This window comes from Nocardia vaccinii NBRC 15922 (assembly GCF_001613305.1).
Classification (GTDB): Bacteria; Actinomycetota; Actinomycetes; order Mycobacteriales; family Mycobacteriaceae; genus Nocardia; species Nocardia vaccinii.
The window spans coordinates 22,706-45,775 of the sequence record NZ_BDCC01000006.1; the positions used below are offsets into that span (position 1 = coordinate 22,706).

At 67.5% G+C, this 23,070-nt stretch carries 12 protein-coding genes; 8 read left to right on the forward strand and 4 right to left on the reverse strand.

Annotation, left to right across the window (positions count from 1 at the left end):
• Positions 1-195: 195 nt before the first annotated feature.
• Positions 196-360 (reverse strand): hypothetical protein, encoded by a 165-nt coding sequence (locus NV1_RS43155; protein WP_157116448.1) that lies wholly within the window; start codon positions 358-360, stop codon positions 196-198.
• Between NV1_RS43155 and NV1_RS02745 the strand changes: the two genes are divergently transcribed.
• The 7 genes from NV1_RS02745 (at position 353) to NV1_RS02775 (ending at position 13,590) form a co-directional block, all read left to right on the forward strand.
• A complete protein-coding gene (locus tag NV1_RS02745) occupies positions 353-1,996 on the forward strand; it encodes an alpha/beta hydrolase-fold protein (RefSeq protein WP_157116450.1) in 1,644 nt (547 codons plus the stop codon). The genes NV1_RS43155 and NV1_RS02745 overlap by 8 nt on opposite strands.
• A gap of 304 nt (positions 1,997-2,300) precedes the next feature.
• Entirely contained in the window at positions 2,301-2,834 is a 534-nt protein-coding gene (locus NV1_RS02750; protein WP_067885158.1) for a DUF732 domain-containing protein, read from the forward strand.
• A gap of 29 nt (positions 2,835-2,863) precedes the next feature.
• Entirely contained in the window at positions 2,864-3,829 is a 966-nt protein-coding gene (locus NV1_RS02755) for a cutinase family protein (RefSeq protein WP_067885161.1), read from the forward strand.
• Between the two features lie 718 nt (positions 3,830-4,547).
• A complete protein-coding gene (fadD32, locus tag NV1_RS02760; protein WP_218026906.1) occupies positions 4,548-6,470 on the forward strand; it encodes a long-chain-fatty-acid--AMP ligase FadD32 in 1,923 nt (640 codons plus the stop codon).
• A gap of 67 nt (positions 6,471-6,537) precedes the next feature.
• Positions 6,538-11,763 (forward strand): polyketide synthase Pks13, encoded by a 5,226-nt coding sequence (gene pks13, locus NV1_RS02765; RefSeq protein WP_084525012.1) that lies wholly within the window; start codon positions 6,538-6,540, stop codon positions 11,761-11,763.
• Positions 11,760-13,304 (forward strand): acyl-CoA carboxylase subunit beta, encoded by a 1,545-nt coding sequence (locus NV1_RS02770; RefSeq protein WP_067885164.1) that lies wholly within the window; start codon positions 11,760-11,762, stop codon positions 13,302-13,304. The genes pks13 and NV1_RS02770 overlap by 4 nt, the downstream gene beginning before the upstream one ends.
• Before the next feature lie 85 nt (positions 13,305-13,389).
• A complete protein-coding gene (locus NV1_RS02775) occupies positions 13,390-13,590 on the forward strand; it encodes a DUF5988 family protein (protein WP_067885166.1) in 201 nt (66 codons plus the stop codon).
• A 52-nt stretch (positions 13,591-13,642) separates the two neighbouring features.
• Here the strand turns inward: NV1_RS02775 and NV1_RS02780 are convergent, their stop codons facing one another.
• Together NV1_RS02780 and NV1_RS02785 are read right to left on the reverse strand one after the other, a co-directional pair.
• On the reverse strand, positions 13,643-17,065 hold the full coding sequence (locus NV1_RS02780; RefSeq protein ID WP_067885167.1) for an arabinosyltransferase domain-containing protein: 3,423 nt from the start codon (positions 17,063-17,065) through the stop codon (positions 13,643-13,645).
• 526 nt (positions 17,066-17,591) lie between these two features.
• Entirely contained in the window at positions 17,592-20,885 is a 3,294-nt protein-coding gene (locus NV1_RS02785; protein WP_067885169.1) for an arabinosyltransferase domain-containing protein, read from the reverse strand.
• Between the two features lie 220 nt (positions 20,886-21,105).
• On the opposite strand from NV1_RS02785, the gene NV1_RS02790 reads away from it, so the two are divergent.
• Positions 21,106-21,543, forward strand: coding sequence for a DUF4189 domain-containing protein (locus NV1_RS02790; RefSeq protein ID WP_169813274.1), 438 nt, complete (start codon positions 21,106-21,108; stop codon positions 21,541-21,543).
• Positions 21,544-21,745: 202 nt separating this feature from the next.
• Here the strand turns inward: NV1_RS02790 and NV1_RS02795 are convergent.
• Positions 21,746-23,070 (reverse strand): glycosyltransferase family protein (locus NV1_RS02795; protein WP_218026907.1); only part of this gene is annotated, 1,325 nt, incomplete at its 5' end.

Below are 23,070 nucleotides of genomic sequence, written 5' to 3' on the forward strand. Positions count from 1 at the left end.
TCGTGCTCCCGCGCCGGCTGCTCCGGCTCGCGCTCCGGGACCGGCTCCCGCTCCGGTCGCTCCTGGGGCGGCTGCTCCCGCTCCGGCTGCTCCTGGGGTGACACCGGCGGCGGGAGCGCAGCCTCCCGCTCCGGCCGCGCCGCAACCTGCGGCTCCTCGGCCCGCGCCGCAGCCTGCCGCTCCGGCTCCCGCACCTCAGGCCGCTCCCGCACCACAGGCGGCGCAACCGGCTCCCGCGCCGGTCAAGCCCGCTCCCGCTCCCGCACCGGCTCCGCTGCCGGGCGGGGCGAGTGTGCAGAAGGTGGTGTGGTTGACGAGCCGGTGGGTGTCCTTGTGGATCAATTCGCCGTCGATGGGCACACCGATTCAGGTGCAGTTGTTGTTGCCGCGCGATTGGTATACGCGTCCGGATATGCGGTTCCCGCAACTGATCATGCTCGACGGGCTGCGCGCGACCGACGACTACAGCGGCTGGACGCACGACGCAGGTGCGGTCGACTTCTATGCCGACAAGGACGCGCTGGTCGTGCTGCCGATCGGCGGGCAGTCCAGCTTCTACTCAGACTGGGCCCGCGCCGACAACGGCAAGAACTATCAGTGGGAGACCTTCCTGACCAGGGAGCTGTCCCCGGTGCTGGAGAGCCAGTGGCGGGCCACGGCCGCACGCGGAATCGAGGGCCTGTCGATGGGTGGCACGGCGGCGATGTTCTTGGCCGGACGCAATCCGAACTGGGTGAAGTACGCCGCCTCGTATTCGGGCTTCCTCACCACCACGACGCTGGGCATGCCGCAGGCGATCATGTTCGCGATGCGGGACGCGGGCGGATTCGACGCGAACGATATGTGGGGTCCGCCGACCAGCTCGGAATGGGCCGCGCACGATCCCGCCGGTCTCGCCGAGAAGCTGAAGGGGATCAGCCTGTACGTTTCGGCGGGCGCGGGCACCGCGGGCGCCTTCGATCCACCATCGGGTGTCGCGCCGGGGGCCAGTACGAATATGGCCGGTATGGGCCTCGAGATCCTGTCCCGCCTGACCACTCAGAACTTCGTCAGCAAGCTGAACAAGCTGGCGATCCCGGTGACCGCGGAATACCGGCCCTCGGGCACGCATTCGTGGCCGTACTGGGATTTCGAGATGCGGCAGTCCTGGCCGCAGGCCGCGCAGGCACTCGGTGTGCAAGCCGACGCCCCCGCTTGCAATTCCGGCGGCGCGATCGCGGGTGTGGCGAAGGTCGGCCGCTGGCTCGGCCCGTGCACCACAGGCGAATACCGGGTGGCCGGCGGCAGCGCCCAGGACTTCCACGGCGGCCAGGTGTTCTGGTCCCCGTCGACCGGCGCCCATCCGGTGTCCGGTGCGATCGGTGGTACCTACCAGGCGACCGCGGGACCCGCTGGGCTACTGGGATTTCCGGTCGGCGACGAACGTCCGCTGCCCGACGGCCACGGACGTCTGCAGAGTTTCCGCAATGGCGTCATCTATTGGACTCCGCAGACCGGCGCGCAGGTGGTGCGCGGGGCGATTCTGGAGGCGTGGGGTAAGCAGGGATTCGAGCGCGGCCCGGCCGGATATCCGACTGGACCGGAGACCAGGACGCCGAACCGGGACGGCGTGGTGCAGGGGTTCCAGAACGGTCCGATGTACTTCAGCGCCAAGTCCGGAGCTCATCGGGTGGCCGGGCTGATCCTGGGCAAGTACGCGCAGCTCGGCTTCGAGAACAGCTTCCTGGGTTTCCCGGTCGCCGGGGAGCAGCCGCTGGTCAACGCCGGTCGGATCAGCCGGTTCGAGGGCGGCAACATCTATTGGAGTCCGCTGTCGGGCGCGTGGGCGGTGCGTACCGGACCGATCATGGACGCCTGGGCGCACCAGGGCTTCGAACACGGCAAACTCGGCTATCCGATCAGCGACGAGTTCCCGGTCCCCGGCGGTGTGCAGCAGAATTTCCAGACCGGCTTCGTCGTCATCCACAACGGAAAGCCCGAAATCCACGGGCTGTAATTTTCGCTGTGTTCAATTGCCTCCGCTTCGCTCCGGCGGGTTCGCGGCCCTGGGGTCCCGAACAAGGTTGGCGTCGACCCAGGATGGCGGAACCAGGTGTACGGGTTCGTCGTCGGCCTGGGTGATGACCGGTTCTACCGGGTCGCGAGCAGGGCCGAGGCGTTGTCCGGGATGAGCGGGGTGTGTGAGGTCGTGTCGTCGGCCTGTTCGTGACGACGGGGCCTTGAACTGTGTGGCTTCTTCGTCGATGCGGCTAGCCTGGACGGCGACCTTCTGCCCTGACCCAGATCGAGGATACGAATTCATGCTTCGGACCAGTGGAAAGGCGGCCGGCCTCGCCGGACGCGGTGTGGCCGCGGGTGCGGCCGTTACGATCGCCTCCGTCCTGTTGCTCACCGGCTGCGGGGGTAACGACTCGACCGCATCGAGCACGCCCACGCTGAAGACCTCGACCACCACCGCGGCGCCGACGACCACGACGTCCGCGCCGGCCACCGCCGAGAGCACCACCAAGGCGGCCCCCGAGACCACCACGAGCGAGCAGCCGCAACCGGCCGTGACGCCCACCCTGTCCACGCCGAAGATCACCGCGAAGGACCAGGCATTCCTGGACGCGCTGAAGGCGCGCGGCGTCTCGGTGTCGTCCCCGGACATCCCGCTGGCCGTGGCGAACTACATCTGCCAGGCCAGGAAGAGCAACGTCTCGCAGCAGGAGATCCAGACCTACGTGAACGCGATGGCCGGTCAGGACCCCTCCTATGACCCGAACAAGATGCCGATCGCCCAGCTCGGCCAGGTCTATGTCGATGTAGCCAACCAGACGTACTGCAACAAGTGAGCGCGCGACGTTCGGGGTACGGCAGAGGTGTGCGCGGACCGCGCCGCCGGGGGGTTGGATGCCTGACGATTCTCGCGGCCCTCGCGGTGTTCGTCGTCGTGGTGATATCGCTGTGGTACATGCTGGCCGGCTGCTCGCATGTGCCCGTGCCGAGGCCGCCCGGGACGGCCAAGAAACCGACCTCGCAATCGGCTTCCTGTCCGGACGTGCAACTGCTGGCGATCCCGGGCACCTGGGAGTCCAACAGCAACGACGACCCGCACAATCCGACCGCGAATCCGGCGTCGCTGATGCTGAACGTCACCAAACCGGTGCGGCAGCAGTTCTCGAACAGTCGTCTGGACGTCTACACGGTCCCGTACGTCGCGCAGTTCTCCAATCCGATCGCCATCCCGCCGGACGGCCAGGCCTCGTACAACGTCAGCCGGTCGGAGGGCGCCTCCCGCGCGATTGCCGAGCTGACCACGATGTACAAGAACTGCCCGCTGACCACCTACGTGATCGCCGGTTTCTCGCAGGGCGCGGTGATCGCCGGTGATATCGCCACCGATATCGGCGCGGCCAAAGGGCCGGTCCCGGCCGATCAGGTGCTCGGTGTGATGCTCATCGCCGACGGACGCCGCGAGCCGGGGCCGGGGCAGGCGATCGAGGTCGGCCCCACGCCGCCGGGTGAGGGCGCGGAGGTCACCCTGAGGGGGCTGAGCGTGCCGGGCATCACCATGACCGGGCCGCGTTCGGGATTCGGGGCACTGGCCGGTCGCACCTACACCATCTGCGCGAAGGGCGATCTGATCTGTGATGCGCCGACTCAGGCGCTGACCCCGGTCAATATGTTCCCGAGTCTGCTGACCCTGGTCCACGCGGCCGGGAATCCGGTGCACAGCCTGTACAACTCGTTCGTGGTCGATGCGGACAACCGCAGCACCGCGACGGAGTGGACAACGGGCTGGGTCGAGGGCCTGGTCAACGGTGCGCCGCATCCGAGGCACTCGTGACGAGCGTTCGTGAGGCCCTCGCCGGGAGTCCTCGTTGGCCAGGACTCGATGAGAACGCCTCGGATCGCCGCACAGGCTGTAAAGTGCACCTTTGATCGCGACGCCGGAGCCGGTCCATCGGGACCGCCCGGCGTCGCACCGATTTCCGCACGGGTCAGGAGCATGGGTTCATGACACAAGCCGCTGCACCGGCCGGTCGTACGACCGCGCCGGGCGCGCCGCCGGGAGGGCTCCGCCCCGCGACGGCAGGCGAGGGCAACAAGCATCGGGTCGATGTGGGTACGCCCACCGGACGCGCCCCGCGGCGCCCCTCGCCGATTGTGGTGATCGGCACATCCGGCGCGGCCAGCGGAGATATCCGTAACATGGACCGGCTCGGGTCGATGTTTCATAGTGGTGCGTTTCCGACTCGGACGGATGTTTTCCTGCCGGAGATTCCGTCGTCACGGGGTGGCGACACCGTGACAACCCAAGCGAACCGGGCCGCCGGATGTGGTCCGGAACAGGTTGGGTCCGCTGGGCAGACTGTCGCGGTGCCCGCTCTGTACCATGTCTCTGGTTTTGAATACATCTAGCCGATAGGCGGTCACCGCGCAGACCGCCGACAAAGCTGCAGGCGAGCTCTTGCACGAAGAGCGGCCGCAGGCGTAAGAGAGTCGGGGCCTCACAGGTATCAGCGGCCATGGCGCCGTGCTGCGTGTGCCTCGGAGGAGAAGGAATGACGGACGAGACTTTCGACGACTACCTGGACGAAACCGGGAACATCAAAATTCCCGAGGGTCGTACCCTGGTCGACTACGTCGAGAAGCACACCCGCAATGACGCGAACACCCTTGCCTATCGATACATCGACTACTCACGTGAGCGCGACGGTGAGTACCAGGACCTGACCTGGAAGGAATTCGGTGTCCGGCTGCGCGCGGTGGCCGCGCGCCTGCAGCAGGTGAGCAAGCCGGGCGATCGGGTGGCGATTCTGGCGCCGCAGGGTCTGGACTACGTGATCTCCTTCTTCGCCGCGATTTACGCGGGCTGCATCTCGGTGCCCCTGTTCGATCCGGACGAGCCCGGTCACACCGACCGGTTGCATGCGGTGCTGGCCGACAGCGAGCCTTCGGCGATCCTGACGGCGAGCTCCTCCGCCGCCGGGGTCCGCCAGCTCTTCCGCGCCCTGCCCGCCGCCCAGCGCCCGCGCATCATCGCCGTGGACGCGGTGCCCGATGCCCTGGGCGACAAGTGGGTGGTACCCCAGATCGACGTCGACGATATCGCGTACCTGCAGTACACCTCGGGATCGACGCGCACGCCGGCAGGTGTGGAGATCACCCACCGCGCGGTGGGCACCAACCTGCTGCAGATGGTCAACGCGATCAATCTGGACTGGAATTCGCGCGGTGTCACCTGGCTGCCGCTGTTCCACGACATGGGTCTGCTGTGCGTGATCCTGCCCGCGATCGGCGGCAAGTACATCACCATCATGTCTCCGAGCGCCTTCGTGCGGCGCCCGTACCGCTGGATCAAGGAGCTGGCCGCGGTCTCCGACGGCGCCGGCACCTTCGCCGCCGCACCGAACTTCGCCTTCGAGCACGCCGCCGCGCGTGGTCTGCCGCGCAACGGCGAGACGCTGGATCTGTCGAACGTCATCGGGCTGATCAACGGTAGTGAGCCGGTGACGACCTCCTCGATGAAGAAGTTCAACGCCGCGTTCGCGCCGTACGGCCTGCCCAAGACCGCGATCAAGCCGTGCTACGGCATGGCCGAGGCCACGCTGTTCGTCTCCGCGACGCGGCACGAGGACGAGGCGAAGGTCATCTACGTCGACCGTGACGAGCTGAACGCCGGTCGCGTGGTCAAGGTCGACCAGAACGCGGCCAATGCCATCCCGCAGGTCAGCTGCGGCTACATCGCGCTGTCGCAGTGGGCGGCCATCGTCGACGGCGACTCCATCGACAGCCCCGATGGCACGCGCGAGCTGCCCGAGGGCCGGGTCGGTGAGATCTGGCTGCACGGCAACAACATCGGCATCGGGTACTGGGGTCGCGACGAGGAGACTCGCAAGACCTTCAAGAACCAGCTCACCCATCGGCAGCCCGAGGGCTCGCACGCCGAGGGCACCGCGCAGGACGCGATCTGGCTGCGCACCGGCGACTACGGCGTGTACGTCGACGGCGAGCTGTACATCACCGGCCGGGTGAAGGATCTGGTGATCGTCGACGGCCGTAACCACTACCCGCAGGATCTCGAATACTCGGCGCAGCAGGCCAGCACCGCGCTGCGTCCCGGTTTCATCGCCGCCTTCTCGGTGCCCGCGAATCAGCTGCCCGCCGAGGTGTTCGAGGCGGACAGCCATTCCGGTCTGAAGTTCGACGCCGAGGACGCCTCCGAACAGTTGGTGATCGTGGCCGAGCGCGGACCGGGTGCGGGCAAGGCCGACCCGCTGCCCATCGCCGACGCGGTACGCGGCGCGATCTCGCAGCGCCACGGTGTTACCGTTCGCGACGTACTGTTGGTCCCGGCGGGCTCGATTCCCCGCACTTCGAGCGGCAAGATCGCCCGCCGCGCCTGCAAGGCCGCGTATCTGGAAGGCACGCTGCGTGGCGGTTACACGCAGCAGGCGTTCCCCGATGCACCCGATGAAGAGTGACGTGACGGCGATATCGGCCGTCGTTCCCTGCCCGCGCACCACCCGGACACAGGTAGCTTGAGGATTGATGGCTGACAACGAGGGCACCCAGACGACCGAGACCGCCGCCGAATCGGGTGACGGCACCGCCGCGGAATCCACCGCCGCCGCGGAATCGACTGTGGCAGCGGCGAAGACGGACGATTCGCAGCCTGCGGCGGGCGCCGAGATGTCGGTGGCCGAACTGCGCGAGTGGTTGCAGCGCTGGGTCGCCGACGCGACCGGCCAGCCGATCGAGAGCATCACCGTGGACCGGCCGATGGAGGAGTTCGGCCTGGCCTCGCGCGATGCCATCGCGCTCGGCGGCGACGTCGAGGAACTCACCGGCGTGATGTTGAACGCGACGATCGTGTATCAGCATCCGACCATCGCCTCGCTGGCGGAGCGAATCATCAACGGGGAGCCCGAACTTCCCGAGGAGACCACCGACGACTCCTTCTACACCGCCGGATACCGGCCGGGCGAGGCGCACGACATCGCGATCGTCGGGCTGTCCACCCGGTTGCCGGGTGCGGGCGATACGCCCGAGTCGACGTGGGAATTCCTGATCGGCGGCGGCGATGCCATCCGGGATCTGCCGCCGGGACGCTGGTCGGAGTTCACCGCCGATCCGGAGATCGCCGAGGCCGTCGCCTCGGCCAACACCTTGGGCGGTTATCTGGACCAGGACGTCGTGAAGGGCTTCGACGCCGAATTCTTCGCGATGTCGCCGGTCGAGGTGGCGCGGGTGGATCCGCAGCAGCGGCTGATGCTGGAATTGACCTGGGAAGCGTTGGAGCACGCCAGGATTCCCGCGAGCGGGCTGAAGGGCGAGTCGGTCGGCGTGTACGTCGGCAGCTCGACCAACGACTTCCAGCTGCTCGCCGTGCTGGGTGCGGGCAGATCCGATCCGGACGCACCCGCCTCGGCCGATGCCTACGCGATCACGGGCAGCTCCTCGGCGATCATCTCCAACCGCGTGTCCTACTTCTACGATTTCCGCGGCCCGTCGGTCGCGGTCGACACGGCCTGCTCCTCGACGCTGGTAGCGGTGCATCAGGCCGTGCGCGACCTGCGGTCGGGGGATGCGGATCTCGCGCTCGCGGGCGGGGTGAACATGCTGCTCGCGCCCGCCGGTTCACTGGGTTTCGACGCCATCGGGGCATTCGCCAAGGACGGGCACATCAAGGCGTTCTCCGCCGATGCGGACGGCATGATCCGGTCCGAGGGGGCCGGTCTGGTGGTGCTCAAACGTCTCGCGGACGCCGAACGCGACGGTGACACGATCCACGCCGTGATCAAGGGCACCGCGATCAACAACGACGGCCGGTCCAACGGCCTGCTCGCGCCCAACCCCGAGGCGCAGGCCGATGTGCTGCGCCGCGCCTACCGCGACGCCGGAATCGCGCCCTCCACAGTCGATTACATCGAGGCGCACGGTACCGGAACCCTGATCGGTGATCCGATCGAGGCCGGCGCGCTGGGCCGCATCGTGGGCCGCGGGCGGGACGAGGACAAGCCCGCGCTGCTCGGTTCGGCCAAGACCAACTTCGGTCACCTGGAGTCCGGCGCGGGCGCCGCGAGCCTGGCCAAGGTGGTCATGTCGCTGCGGCACAACGTCATTCCGCCGAACATCCGGTTCGCGGGCCCGAACCCGTACATCCAGTTCGACGAGGCGCATCTGAAGATCGTCGACACCCCGACCGAATTCCCCCGCTACAGCGGTAGGGCCACGATCGGCGTGTCCGGTTTCGGATTCGGCGGTACCAACGCGCACGTCGTGATCCAGGAATACGTCCCCGCCGCGCCGGAAGCTCCGGAGACCGCCGCCGCGGCGGGTCTGGACGACGAGACCACCGATGTCGTCGCCGATGCCGAGGCCATCCTCGACCGGTCCGACGAGAGCGCCGAAACCGTTGTGCCGGAATGGACTTCGGAGCGCACCGAACCGCTGCCGGTGATCCTGCCGGTCTCGGCCTATCTGCCCTCGCGCCGCCGCCATGCCGCGCAGAAGCTGGCCGATTGGCTGGAATCCGATGCGGCGCAGGATGTTCCGCTCGCGGATGTGGCGCGTTCGCTGGCCAAGCGCAATCACGGTCGCTCGCGCGGCGTGGTCGTGGCGACCACTCGTGCGGAGGCCGTCGCCGGATTGCGCGCCCTGGCCGCCGGTAAGCCCGGGCAGGGTGTGTTCACCGCCGACGCGCCTGCCGCGAAGGGTGCGATGTGGGTGCTGTCGGGCTTCGGCTCGCACCACCGCAAGATGGGTAAGCAGCTGTACCTGGAGAATTCGATCTTCGCCCGCACCATCGACGAGGTCGACGAACTGGTGCAGGACGAGGCCGGATACTCGGTGCGCGAGATGATGCTCGACGACGCGCAGGACTGGGATATCGGTACCTCACAGGTCGGCGTGTTCGCCATCCAGCTGGGTATCGCCGCATTGCTGCGTGCGCACGGCGCCGAGCCCTCGTCCATCGTCGGACATTCGCAGGGCGAGGCGGCCGGATCGTATCTGTCCGGCGGTCTGCCGCTCGAGGACGCGGTCCGGGTGATCTGTGCGCGTTCGCGGCTGATGAAGGAGGGCGACGAGATGTTGCCCGACTCCGATATCCGCAATATGGCGCTGCTGGAGTACAGCGCCGAGGATATCGACGCGCTGCTGCCGGAATTCCCGGACATCGAGGTGGCCGTGTACGCCGCACCCACCAACACCGTGATCGGCGGCCCGCCGGACCAGGTGCACGCGATCGTCGCGCGGGCCGAGGCCGAGGGGAAATTCGCCCGCGTCCTGCAGACCCGCGGCGCGGGCCACACCTCGCAGATGGATCCGCTGCTGGGCGAGCTGGCGGCCGAGCTGGCCGGGATCGAGCCGACCAAGCCGACGGTCGATCTGTATTCGACCGTGCACAAGAGCGTGGTGTACCGCGCCGGTTCGGATCCGGTGCACGACGTCGACTACTGGGTGACCAATATGCGTCACTCGGTGTACTTCACCAATGCGGTGCGTCAGGCCGTGGACGCCGGGATCACCACATTCCTCGAACTCGCCCCGAATTCCATTGCGCTGATGCAGGTTCTGGGCACCACCTTCGCCGCCGGAGTGCACAACGCGGCGTTGATCGCGACGCTCAAGCGCAAGGAGGACGAGTCGGCGGGCATCATCTCCGCACTCGCCCAATTGTACGTGCAGGGACATCAGGTCGATCTGTTCTCGCTGGTCGGTGCCGGTGACTACGCCGACATCCCGCGAACGGCCTTCCTGCGCAAGGAATATTGGCCCAAGGTCAGCATCGCCACCACCGCGGCGAACCGTGAATCCGCTGCGGCGGGCAGCGGCCGGGCGCCGGGTGCGCACGTCGCGATGCCCGACGGCCGGCACGCGTGGGAGGTGCAGGCCGCGGCCGTGGCCGGACTGCCCGAACTGGTCGCCGCCGCCGCGTCGCAGGTGCTCGCCGACGTCACGGTCGGTGCGGCCGTGGCGCATTCGCCGGTGCCCGCCTCGGGGACGTTGACCACCACACTGACCCCGCATCCCGGCGGTGCGTCGGTGCAGGTGCATGCCAAGCAGGACAACGCTTTCCGTCTGCTGTTCGAGGCGGTGGTGACCTCCTCGTCGGGTGCGGCCCCGATCGCCGCGGCTCCCGCCGTGGCGGAAACCGTTGCGGCACCGGCCGTTACCGCCGAGGACGGCCCAGCCGTGCTCGCCGAATTCGGTGAGCGCTGGGATCCGGCCAGCAGTGAGACCGTCGAGGAGCGCCTGGCCGTCATCGTCGCCGAATCCATGGGTTACGCCGTGGAGGATCTGCCGATGGAGATCCCGCTGATGGAGCTGGGTCTGGATTCGCTGATGGCCATGCGGATCAAGAACCGCGTCGAATACGAATTCGATATTCCGCAGTTGCAGATCGCCGCGGTGCGGGACGCCAGCCTGCACGAGGTCGGCAAGGTGCTGCACTACGCCATCGAGCACCGCGACGAGATGGTGGCCATGGCCGAGAAGCAGGCCACCGAGGGCGGAACGCTCACCGTGGACGACGAGTTCGTCGCCGCGGCCCGTGCCGCGGTGGAGGCCGGTCACGATCCGGCCGCCGCGGTGCAGGCCAAGGTCGCCGAGGCGGAGTCCGCTGCCGCGGATTCCGTCTCCGCCGAATCGACCGCGCCCGAGCGGGCGGGAGCCGGTGTGGTCGAGGCCGCCGAGGCGAACGTCCCGCCGCGTGACGCGGCCGAACGCCTGGCCTACGCCACCTGGGCGACCATCACCGGCAAATCCGCGGGCGGCATCTTCGACGCCCTGCCGCAGCTGGACGAGTCCACCGCGCAGCGGCTGGCCGAACGGCTCACCGAGCGGGTGGGCTCGGAGGTCACCGCGGCCGACGTGCGCGCCGGCGACACCATCGAAAAGCTCGCGAACATCGTGCGCGAACATCAGGAAGGCGACGTCGACGGTTATGTGCGCACCCTGCGCGCACCCGTCGAGGGCTCGGATGCGTTGCCGGTCTTCGTCTTCCACCCCTCGGGCGGCAATACCCTGGTGTACGAGCCGCTGCTCAAGCGCCTGCCCGAGGACACCCCGATGTACGGTTTCGAGCGCATCGAGGGGTCGATCGAGGATCGCTCCCAGGAGTACGCGGACAAGATCCGCGCACTGCATCCGGGCGGGCCGTATGTGCTGTACGGCTGGTCGCTGGGCGCGGTGTTCGCCCTCGGCGTCGGCCAGGTGATGCGCGCCGCCGGTGACGACGTGCGTCTGGTAGGCCTGATCGACCTCGCGATTCCGGTCGAGCCCGAGGACAACAGCCCGAAGGGCCGACGCGCGCGCGTCGAACGTTTCCAGGCGTTCGCCCAGAAGACCTACGGCATCAAGGGCGAACTGGACGACGACATGCTGCAGGAACTCGCGGACGCCTCCGACGAGGAGCAGTACCAGATCATCATGGAGCTGATGAAGTTCGCCGACGTCAAGATTCCCGGCGGCGTCATCGAACATCAGCGCACCTCGTGGCTGGACGGCCGCGATCTGGAGAAGACCCGCCCGTCGCACTACGATGGCGACACCGTGCTGTACCTCGCCGATCGCTATCACGACGGCATCATCGAGATCGAACCCCGCTACGCCGACCGGCTTCCCAACGGCGGCTGGGACGATTTCATCCCGAATCTGGAAATCATCCACATCCCGGGTGATCATCTCCAGATCATCGACGAACCACGTATCGCAACGATCGGGGCAGACCTCACCCTGAAACTCGCGGAAATTGCGAAGGGAGCCCAGTGAACACCACGGCGGAGAAACTTGCCGATCTGCGCAAGAAGCTCGAACTTGCCCAGGAACCGGCAGGCGAAGCCGGTGTGGCCAAGCGCGCCAAGAAGGGGATTCCGTCCGCCCGCGAGCGGATAGAGATGTTCCTCGATCGCGGTACCTTCGTCGAGATCGGCGCGCTGATGCGCAACCCGAACGTCAAGGATTCGCTCTACGGCGACGGTGTGGTGGTCGGCCACGGCAAGGTCGAGGGACGTCCGGTGGCGGTGTTCTCCCATGATCAGACCGTCTACGGCGGGTCGGTCGGCGAGATGTTCGGCCGCAAGGTCGGCATGATCATGCAGTACGCGGCCAAGGTCGGCTGCCCGATCATCGGCATTCAGGACTCCGGCGGCGCTCGCGTGCAGGAGGCCGTGGTCTCGCTGGCCTGGTACGCCAATCTCGCGCTGCTGACCGAACCGCTGTCGGGCATGGTCCCGCAGATCTCGATCATTCTGGGCAACTGCGCCGGTGGTGCGGTGTACCAGCCGATCAATACCGATGTGGTGGTCGCCACCGAGAGTGCGCACATGTTCGTCACCGGTCCGAAGGTGCTGCGCGAGGTGACCGGTGAGGACATCAGCCTCGAGGAACTCGGCGGTGCGTACAGCCAGGCCGAATACGGCAACGTGCACCATATCGCCAAGGACGAGCAGGCGGCGTTCGACTGGGTGCGGCACTATCTGAGCTTCATGCCGTCGAGCTGCCAGGACGTTCCGCCGGTGATCAATCCGGGGCTCGAGCCGGAGGTCACCGACGCCGATCGGGAACTGGATTCGATCGTGCCGGACTCGGACAACGCCGGGTACGACATGCACGAGATCCTGCTGCGCATCTTCGACGACGGTGACTTCCACGAGGTCGGCGCGGCGGCGGCGAAGAACATCATCACCGGATTCGCCCGCGTGGACGGACATGCCGTGGGCGTGGTGGCGAATCAGCCGATGGTGTACGCGGGTTCGCTGGATGCGCGCGCCTCGGACAAGGCCTCGCACTTCGTGCGGATGTGCGACGCGTACGACATTCCGCTGGTGTACGTCGTCGATACGCCCGGGTTCATGCCCGGTGTGGAGCAGGAGAAGATCGGCGTCATCAAGCGCGGCGGGCGGTTGCTGTTCGCGTTCGTCGAGGCCACGGTGCCGAAGGTGACCGTGGTGATCCGCAAGTCCTATGGCGGCGGTTACGCGGCGATGGGTTCCAAGCAGCTCGGGGCGGATATCAATCTGGCCTGGCCCACGGCCCGCATCGCGGTCATGGGTGCGGAGAGCGCGGTCAGCCTGATCGGCGGACGGCAGATCGCCGCCGCGCCGGAGGAGCAGCGCGAGGGCATCCGCAAGCAGATGATCGACTTCTACAACGCGACCGTCGCGACCCCCTGGGTGGCGGCCGAACGCGGATACGTCGACGCGGTCATCGAGCCTTCGTCGACGCGCCTCGAGATCCGTCGGGCCATGCGCCTGCTGCGCGAGAAGAAGCTCATCCGCAACCCGCGCAAGCACCACCTGTTGCCGCTGTAGGGGTCCGGCATCTGAACGACAGATGAACGGAGTGTCTTTCCCGGATTCAGCCGGGCGGGCCGCTCACATGTGAGAGCCTTCAGCTATGGGTAGCGCACCGAAGGCCGTACTAGAAGGCGGGCCCGCCGACCTGCCGCAACGCATCGTCCCGATCACCCCGCCCGGCATCGAATTACGGGTGCAGTTCCATGGCGGCTACGAGCGCTTCAAGGTAACCCCCCGGCACCAGGACACCCCCGAAGGCAACCTTCCGGTCTACGAATGGTGCGATCGCATCGAGCCCTAGCCAACGCATCGGCAGGTGGCGCGGAAAGATCCGCGCCACCTGCCGATTCGATTCAGTAGGAGCGCATGCGGCCCGGGGACCACAGGCCCGAGCGGGTCGCCGTGCCGGTGGTGATGGTCGCGGGGGTGGCCTCGGGGACGTAGCGGTCGTAGCGCTCGAGCGAACCCCAGTCGCGGGCCCAGTTGTCCTTCAAGTAGGTGGGGATGGTGGTGGAACTCGCCAGCATCTGGGTGAAACCGAGCGGGCCGCCGAATTCCTCGGCCTGCCAGGTGTCGGTCGAGCTGACCGCGAGGGGACGGTCCGGCAGGATGCGGTAGTTCGGCATATCGGCCACGCCGTAGCGGTGCAGGAACGGCTGCTGGCAGGGGAACTGCAGGCCGACCGCCCAGTCCTCCAGCACCGGCTGCTTCGATCCCAGGAACGTGTTGAGCGTCCGCAGTTTCGGCACGCGCGGCGGGGTGAAGGCCAGCCACTGATCGCCGATCAGGACCCGGCGATCGGCGACGATGCGCACCACGTCGGTGTCGGGAGCGAGCTTGTCCAGCGGGATGCGCAGATTACGCCAGGACGGCGCCGGGCCCACGTCGCGCGGTACGTAACTGCCCTCCGACTGCACGGTTCCGTCGGCGCGGCGCTTGCCGTACTCGAGCACCAGATTCTGGCCGTACTGCATCGCGCCGGTCTGGTCGTAGGACAGGATCCGGCCGGCCGCGGTCACCACCACCAGCGGGGATTGCGCCGAACGCGGGGGCAGCTGATACCAGCTCGAGGTCAGATGCGCCGGGGTCTGCAGACCCTCCTGATAGCTGCCCATGATCGGCGTCTTCGCCGGATCCAGGCCGAACGGCAGGGCGACGGTGCTGCCGTTGACGCCCGGATGCTGGATCGAACCGCCGCCGGTTCCGGCGTTCTGGCCCTCGGCGAAGTTCGCGCCGACCGACTGGCTCGACGTGTTGCCGGTCCCGGGTTTCACCTCGACCGCATCGGCTTTCAGATCCGAGGGCACGCCGTTGGGGGTGAAGCCGGACGGATCGGCGCCCGCGAGCGGATCGCCCTTGGCGGGCGGATTCGCCCGATCGATGATCGGCTGCAACCGTCCCTCGTTCGGATTCGGTTCCACCAGAACGTCATTGGCCAGGCCGCAGGAATTACCGCCGAGGGCGTCGATATTCGAGCGGCCCAGTGAGAATGCCGGGTATTGCGAGTACGCGCCCTTCGCCAGCGAGAGCACTTCGAACAGCACCATCGCGGCCGCGACGACCGTCAGCGGGATCGCGGCGAATTTGCGAATCCGTCTGCCGCGCACGGATTTCGCGGACGCGGGCGGTTTCGCGTAACCCTCGCGCAAGGCCTGCCAGCCCACCAGGATCAGCGCCAGCCCGAACAGCACCAGGATCACGGTGTTCGACTTGATGCCGTGCAGCACGACCATTTTGTCGAACCACGGCACGCCGTAGCTCGACACGTACCAGTAGCCGTTGATGCCCGAGAACGACACCGCCAGCGTGAACAGCAGTGCCGCAAGGAAAATCGAGCGGTTCTTGCGTGACCGCAGCGCCGTCGCCGAGACCGCCACGGCGGTCACCGCCGCCAGTGACCCGGCGATACCGGCATACGCGCCGAAGTGGTGGGTCCACTTGGTGGGATTGAACATCATCAGGAAGATCGTCCCGAACACCACGCCGATCAGCCGCCACGTCGGTGCGCTCGCGATACCCGGAACCCGGCGCCGCCGCAGCAGCACCAGCATCGTGGTGACCAGGCACAGGATCATCACCAGGAAGGCGAATCGGCGCGACACCGAGCCGTCCACGGTCTCCACGAACAGGTAGTAGTACCGCAGGTAATCCTCGTACCAGGCCAGATTCGGCCCGGTCTGCTGCCGCAGCCGGTCGGCCTCCTGAATTCCGGCGAAGGTCTGATCGTTGTAGACGACGGTCAGCACCAGCAATCCGGCCGCGGCGATCGGAGCCAGCAGCGGCAGTGTCGACCCCAGGAACGATCGGTCCCAACGGTTGCGTCCCGAGTCGGCCAGAACACGCCTGCGGCGCACGACGATTCGCACCAGCGGGCGAATTCCGGCGAGCAGAGCGGCGATACAGTTCAATCCGGTCGGCGCGGCGGCCAAGGTGAACGCGGCGGCCAGCACCGCTATCGCGGCGGGCATCAGGCGTCCGGTCGCGATGGCGCGTTCGATGGACACCCAGGTCAGCAGGACACCCAGGGCGACAATTGGTTCCGAACGCAGGCCGTTGTCGTAGGGCAGCCAGAAGGCCAGGAACACCAGCCCGCCGGTCCACAGCGGGACCGAGCCGAAGCGAACCTGTGTGTTTTGATTGCTCCGCAATCCTGGTGTCTGTTGATTGCTCCGCAATCCTCGCCCCAGTCGCGGCACCACCTCGCGGCTGATCACCATCCAGCACGCGATAGCGCAGAGCGTCGCGGGGATGCGGACCCACGGGCTGGCCGTGGAGATGTGCGCGAACGCCTGAATGACGTCGTAATACCAGCCGAACGGCGCCTCCGGGACTCCGTACCAGCGGAAATAGTTCGCCAGATAGCCCGCGTGCGGTGCGACGCGCACCATGGTCAGGATGTAGCCGTCGTCGGAGGTGTTCGCCCCGATGAAATGCCACACCACCAGCGTGCCGATCACCGCGCCGTCGGCCCAGGTCGGCTTCAGCCAATGCCGCGGGAAGATGCGGCGATGGCCACGCTCGTCACCGGAGTCCAGCCGGGCCAGCGCGCCCAGGGCGATCAGCGTGCACAGCAGCGCCGCGATCGAGGCCGTCAGTTTGGTGATCGTCGGGGTGGAGGTGAATCGCGAGTCGACCGTCATGTGGAAGGACAGTCCCGCCGGAACCGCACCCTTCAGGTCGGAGAACACGCCCACCACCTGCGGCCGCAGATCACCAACCTGGGTGCCCTCGACCGGGACGGTCACCTTGGTGGTCGTGCCGTCCGGGCCCGCCTGATCGACCTGTGTGGTCAGGCCCTCGAATGCGGCATAGGTGTGGCCGATATCCGAGACGATGTGGATCGTGCCGCAACCGCGCAGTTCGGCGCGTTTGGCCGAGGCCACGATGGCATTGCGATTCACCACGTCGACGGTGTCCGGGGTTACGCGGACGAACAGCGCCTCGAGTGCCGCTCGATCGCCCTGGGCCGGTGCGGTGTTGAGCACCATCGCGCCGGCCGGGAGCTTGGTCACCGCCGAACACGGAATGTTCGCCTCCAGATCCACCGGGACCTGCGACATCAGCGGCGCCTCGACGTTGCCGAGCGTGCCGTGCTGCGGCCAGTTCACCTCCGAGGTGGTCTGGTTCACCGGCAGGAACGGGGTCGCCACCGCGAACAGCGCGCCCAGGATCCCGGCGATCAGGGCGATCAGCCGGGCCGTGCGGAAGTCTCGGGACCTCGCTCGTGTAGCGGCGGGGTTCGGGTCTGTCAAGACAGCAGTAGCGGCGTCGGGCACCGGGTGATCGTAACTGTGTTTTTGGCCTCTGTGTCTATGGCGTCCGCTTCGCTGCGGCGGGGTTTTCGGCGCTGTAAGGCTCGTCGTTCAGCCCTGTGTTTTTGGCCTTCGCTTCGCTCCGGCGGGGTTTTCGGCGCTATAAGGCTCGTCGTTCAGCCCACGAGACTCGGCCTTCGGCCATGCGCTTCGAGGGTTGAACGATGAGCCCGCGCCGAAAACCTTGGCGTTGGCGTTGTTGAACCTATCGCTTCGCGGGCGATTTCCGGCGGGACGGAGACGCTTCGCCGCTGGGCGCGTCGGCCTTTGCCTGGCTTGGCTTCGGCGGGTTTTCGGTGTTCGAGGTTTGTCGTTGTGTGGTCGAGCCTCGGGCTTCGGTCATGTGCTCGTGGGCGATTTCCGGCGGGACGCAACGCTCCGCTCGGCGCATTGGTCTTTCGCCCCGCTTCGGCGGGTTTCAGGTTCCGACGGTGAGCTGCGGCGCAGACTGGGGTCGGTGTTTCTTGTCGGACCGGACCTGGCGCGTTGCTCACTTCTCCTTGATCGGGGGTTGCTTCTTCCAGCCCCAGGTGTTCTGCACCGTGACGTCGATGGTGGCGGGGGTGGATCGCGGGGTGTAGGGGGTGAAGCGGACCAGGGAGCCCCAGTCTCGGCCCCAGTCGTTGTCGAGGTAGGCGGGGACGGTTTCGGCCTTCAGGAGTAGGCCGGTCCAGCCGAGCGGGCCGCCGCCGATATCGTCCTGCCAGGCGTTGGAGGCGTCCGAGCCGGTGCGGTCGGGCAGGATACGCCACTTCGGGACCTCGGCGACGCCGTCACGGTGGTCGAAGGGGCGCTGGCAGGGGAACGCCAGGCCGACGTGCCAGTCCTCCAGGACCGGATCATGTTTTCCCACTACCGAATTCAACGTCTCCAGCCGGGGCAGGCGGGGTGGGGTGACCGCGAGCCACTGCTTGGCGGTCAGGTCGTTCGCGACCGCCACGATGCGAACGGCGTTGGCCTGTGCGGGAATTCGGTCCAGCGGAATTCGCATGTTCCGCCAGGACGGTGCGCCGCCGATATCCAGCGGGACGAACGAGCCGAGCGCGGCTTCCGTGCCGTCCGGTGCGCGATGGGCGAATTCGACGCTCAGATCCTGGCCGTAGGTGACCACGCCGTCCTTGTCGACCGACTTGATCCGGCCCGCCGCGGTCACCACCAGCATCCGATAGGCCGGATCGCTTTGCGCCCGTGCCAGATCCAGTCGATACCACTGCGAGGTCAGATGGGCCTGCTGTTTGTCGCCGGCGGTGTAACTGCCCATCACCGGCGTGCGGGCCGGGTCCAGGCCGAACGGGAGGGCGACCGTACTGCCGTTGACGCCGGGGCGGTCGGTCGTGCCGCCCCCGGTTCCGGCCGCGGTGGTGCGGGTGGTCTTGTTCTGCGAATCCTGGTTGACCGAGTTCGCGCCGCCGGTCGAGGTCTCCTCGGCGTCGGCGGTCAGATCCTCGGCGACGCCGTTCGGGGTGAATCCGGTGCTGTCCGCGGACAGGCCGTTCGCGGCCGGACCGGAATACGGGGTGAGCAGCGAATCCGCGGTATTCGTTTCCACCAGAACGTCGTCGGCGAGGGCGCACGTGTTCCCGGCCAGCGCACGCAGATTCGACTTCGCGATCGAGTACGCCGGGTACTGGGTGATCGCGGCTTTGCCCAGCGAGGCGACCTCGAACAGCACCATGACCGCGGCGGCGATGGTCAGCGGTTGTACGGCGAATCGGTCGAACCGTCGACGCGAACCCGGAGCGTCCTTGTGCCGGTACGGTTCCCGGTAGTACTGCCAGGCCGCGAGCAGCAGGCACAGCACCGCCAGGCCCAGGAACGCCGTGGAGAAGCCCTTGCCGAGGAGCAGCGGGGCCTTGTCGTACCAGGACACCCCGTAACTCGACACGTACCACCAGCCGTTGGATCCGGTGAACGTCACCGCCAACAGGAAGAACACCCCGGCGGCGAATATCGATCGGTTGTATCGTGCGCGAATTCCGTTGGTGCCCACCGCGACCGCGGTCAGCGCGGCCACCGATCCGGCCAGGCCCGCGTAGACGCCGAAGTGGTGCGTCCACTTGGTCGGCGTGAACATCATCAGCAGCAGCGACATGAAGACGACGCCCTGGATACGCGCGGACGGCCCGCGCGAGGTCCCCGGAATTCGGCCGTTCTTGCGCAACATCACCAGAACACATACCGCCAGGCACAGCAGCAGGCCCAGGATTCCGAAGCGGCGCGAGAGCGACCCGTCGGGAGACAACGACAGCAACGCATCCCAGCGGGTGCGTTCGTCGAACCAGGCGGCATTGGGACCGATGATGGTGCGGACGCGGGTCGCCTCCAGCACCGCGGCCAGTGTCTGATCGGCGAAGACCACCACCAGAACAAGCGTTCCCGCGGCCACGCCGGGAGCCAGCACCGAACCGTAACGCAGGATGATCGAACCGATTCCGCCCCGCGCCGCCCCCGGCACCTCGCGGCCCGAACCGTGCCGCGCGCGTTTGATGATGATCTGCAGCACCGGACGAGATCCGGCGATCATGGCGGCGATGCAGATCAGCCCGGTCGGCCCGGCGGCGAGGGAGAACGCCGCGATGAGCATGCCGATCGCGGCCGGCAGCAGTCGGCCGGTGGCGATCGCCCGCTCGATCGACGCCCAGGTCAGCAACGCGCCCAACGCGATCAGCGGTTCCGGGCGCAGGCCGTTGTCGTAGGGCAGCCAGGCGGCCAGGAAGATCAGCCCGCCGGTCCACAGTGCCACCCGGTCCCGGCGCACCCGAGCACCCAAGCGCGGCAACACTTCCCGGCTGATCACCAACCAGCACAGGATTCCGGCCAGCAGGGCGGGCAGGCGCATCCAGAGACTCGAATCGCTGATCCGGGTCATCCAGGACAGCACCTCGTACGGCCAGCCGAAAGGCGCCTCGGCCACGCCGAACCAGCGGTAGTAATTGGACATATAGCCCGAATGTCTGGCTGTGCGAGCCATATTCAGGATGTAGCCGTCATCGGAGGTATTCGCGCCGATGATGTGCCACAGCACCAGCGTGCCCAGCACGACCGCGTCGGCGAGGGTGAACCGCCACCACCGCGCGGGCAGGAACCGGCGCGGGCGGCGGCCGTCGGCGGTATCGATCAGATGCAGCGCGATCAGCGCGATGACGGTGAACAGCACCGCGCCCACGGTCGCCGCGGTCTTCAGCACGCTCGGCGAGGAGGAGAACCGCGCGTCGATGTCGGCGTGCAGATGCGCGTCACCGAGCTGGGCGCGGGTCAGATCGGTGAAGACGCCCACCACCTGTGGCCGCACATCCCCGGCGACGGTATTGGTGAACGGCGTGGCGTCCTTGCGGTGCACGCCGGTCAGGGTGGCTGTCGTCGCGGCGACCGTGGATTCGAGGGTGAACTCGGCACATCCGGCGACCTCGGCGACCGGCGCGGACAGCACCGGGATTTCGCGCTGCAACACCGAGAACGTGCGCCCGGCGCCCGGCTCGTCGCTCACCCGCACGAGCAGCCCCCTGGCCGAGGCCTTCGACGCCTCGGCCGGCACGGTGGACAGCACGGTCCCGCTGGACAGCTCTCGCAGAACCGTGCACGGCAGCGAAAGACGCAGTTCGAGCGGTGTATACGACACCAGCGGCGCGTCGACGTCCACCGACTGCGGCTGCGGCCAGTCCAGCGTCGCCCGATCCTGCCGCACCGGCAGCAGTGGCGTGATCACCGCCAACAGGACTGCCAGCACCCCCGAAACGAGAGCAACCAGCCGGACACGGGAGAACCCGGGGGAGTCAGCGCGCACGATCCCCGATGCTAGCCATCCACCCGTTCGATTCCCCCTCGCGGGCTCCACCTCGCCGTGATCCCCGCCACACGTCGCTGGGGATCAGGCGAGATGCCGCAGCCCGGGACGCGACGAATACCGGCTGGACAACCTGAATCCCTACCGTCATGATCGCCGGGTACCGCTCTTCCGATCCGGGGTTGATGATATGTCGTTGGTGGGAAAATCCTTGCTGGCCATGGTGATCGTGGCCACCGGGGTGTTGGGAGTGCGCGCGGCCGGGACCGCGAACGCGGCAGGAGATTTGTACGGCGCGATCGCTACCGGAATGGGCCATGCCGGCTCGGCGGTCGACTATCCGAACCAGTCTGCCGCGGATGAAGCCGCTCTGGCCGCGTGCCGTCGGGTGGGCGGGGGCGAACGCGCGTGCGTTGTGCTGACCCGGATGCGCAACGAATGCGGCTCACTGGTCGAGAAGGACGCACAAAACGTTCTGGGGCCCATCACTTTGTCGGCCGTCATGCCCCTCTACTACACGGGAAACGGTCCGACGCGCGCTGCCGCCGAGCGGAAGGCGAAAGCCTCCCCCGACAACCAACTCGATGAGCCGCTGATCCTGCGGGTCATCAGACCGGCGTTCGTCGTGGATACTGTGTGCACCGCCAACGCCGGGTGAATCGGTCGGCGGCTGGGCTGCCGGTACGGCACCCACCCATCTCCTGTGCTCTCCAGCCGACCGGCTTCCGGCACAACAAGTCTCCGAGAGATCCCGCTCGACATCCTCATCGCGCACGGCGCGGAAAGTTGTCAGCTCGCGAAACGCTCGCAGGCGGCGTGGTTCGCTCTCGCATGTCTGCCGGTCCGTCCGAGGTGCCGGATCAGGTCCGGCCGCGCACGTCCCAGAGCCGTACGCCATCGACGTATTGCCCAGGGACGTCGAGTAATTGGTCGAGGACGGTGCGCAGGGCGTCGCCGTTGCGGGTGGGTGGGAGGACGACGATGTCGGCGTTCCAATAGCGCAGGTCTTTTCGGGCCCGATCGCGGGTGGTGGCGTCGATGCGCGGAATGCGGCCGGTGCGTTCGACATCCATCAGCAGACCCGCGGTGGGCCGGTCGATGGGGCCGTAGCCGCCCTTCTTGTCGGCCATGGGGCCGACGAAATAGCCTCCGGCGATGGGGAAGTCGAAGTTCGCGGCGTACTGCCAGCGCAGCGGGCGGGCGTCCAGGCGGGTCGGCGGTGGCGCGATGACCACCGAGCCGCCGCTGACGTACCGCTCGACCGTGCCGTCGGTGAAGAAGGACGGTACGTCCGGGCGGTGGGTGACCGGCAGGATCGTCGGGGCCAGCGGGACCAGCGCCAGGGCCAGGGCGGCGAACCAGATCAGCGGTCGCGGTTCGGTCAGCGAAATTCGCCAATAGCCCAGCGCGCGTTCGGTTGCCAGCGCCAGTATCACCGCGATCGCCGGGACGGCGGCCATGGTGAACCGCGTCTCGAGCATGGTGTCCAGCAGGGGCAGATTCTCCAGCCAATGCCACGGGAGGGTGATCCCGGTCGAATGCGTGCCGAACATCGCCGGCGTGCCCAGGGACAGCACGCCGAAGCCGAGGATCACCGCCGCACACGCGCGCACCACGCGATAACCCGCAAGCTCATCGGCCGAACGAATGCGCTTGCGCCACAGCAGTATCGCGGCCACCGCCACGAGAATCAGCAGCGGCCAGCCGAAATACGCGTTCTGTTCGGTGGGATTGATCGCGACGTTCTGTCCCGGTGCGAATTCCCCGCCCAGCGATTCGGACGGAAACTGCGTCAGCGTCTTCACGTCGTTGCCCATCGGTCCATGATCGATGGAGCTGTAACTCTGCGGTCCGCAGAACTGCCACCACAGCGGAATCGCGGTGAGCGCCACCGTGATCAGGGCCGCACCCAGCACCGTGGGCGTGAGCACCCGCAGCACGCGCAGCCCGGCTCGCGGCCGATGCAGGTAGTACACGATCGCGAAAACCCCGAACGCGAGCGAGAAGATCAGCAGCGGTTCCTCACCCAGCGCGATCTGCAGTGTCAGCAGTGCGGCCAACAGCACGGTGTTCGATTTGCCTCCGCTTCGCTGCGGTGGGTTCGCGGCCCTGGAGGTCTCGCCGTTCGGCCTCGTGCCGGGTACTCGTTCCTCGCACCCGTCACGCGTCCGAACGGCGAGGCGGG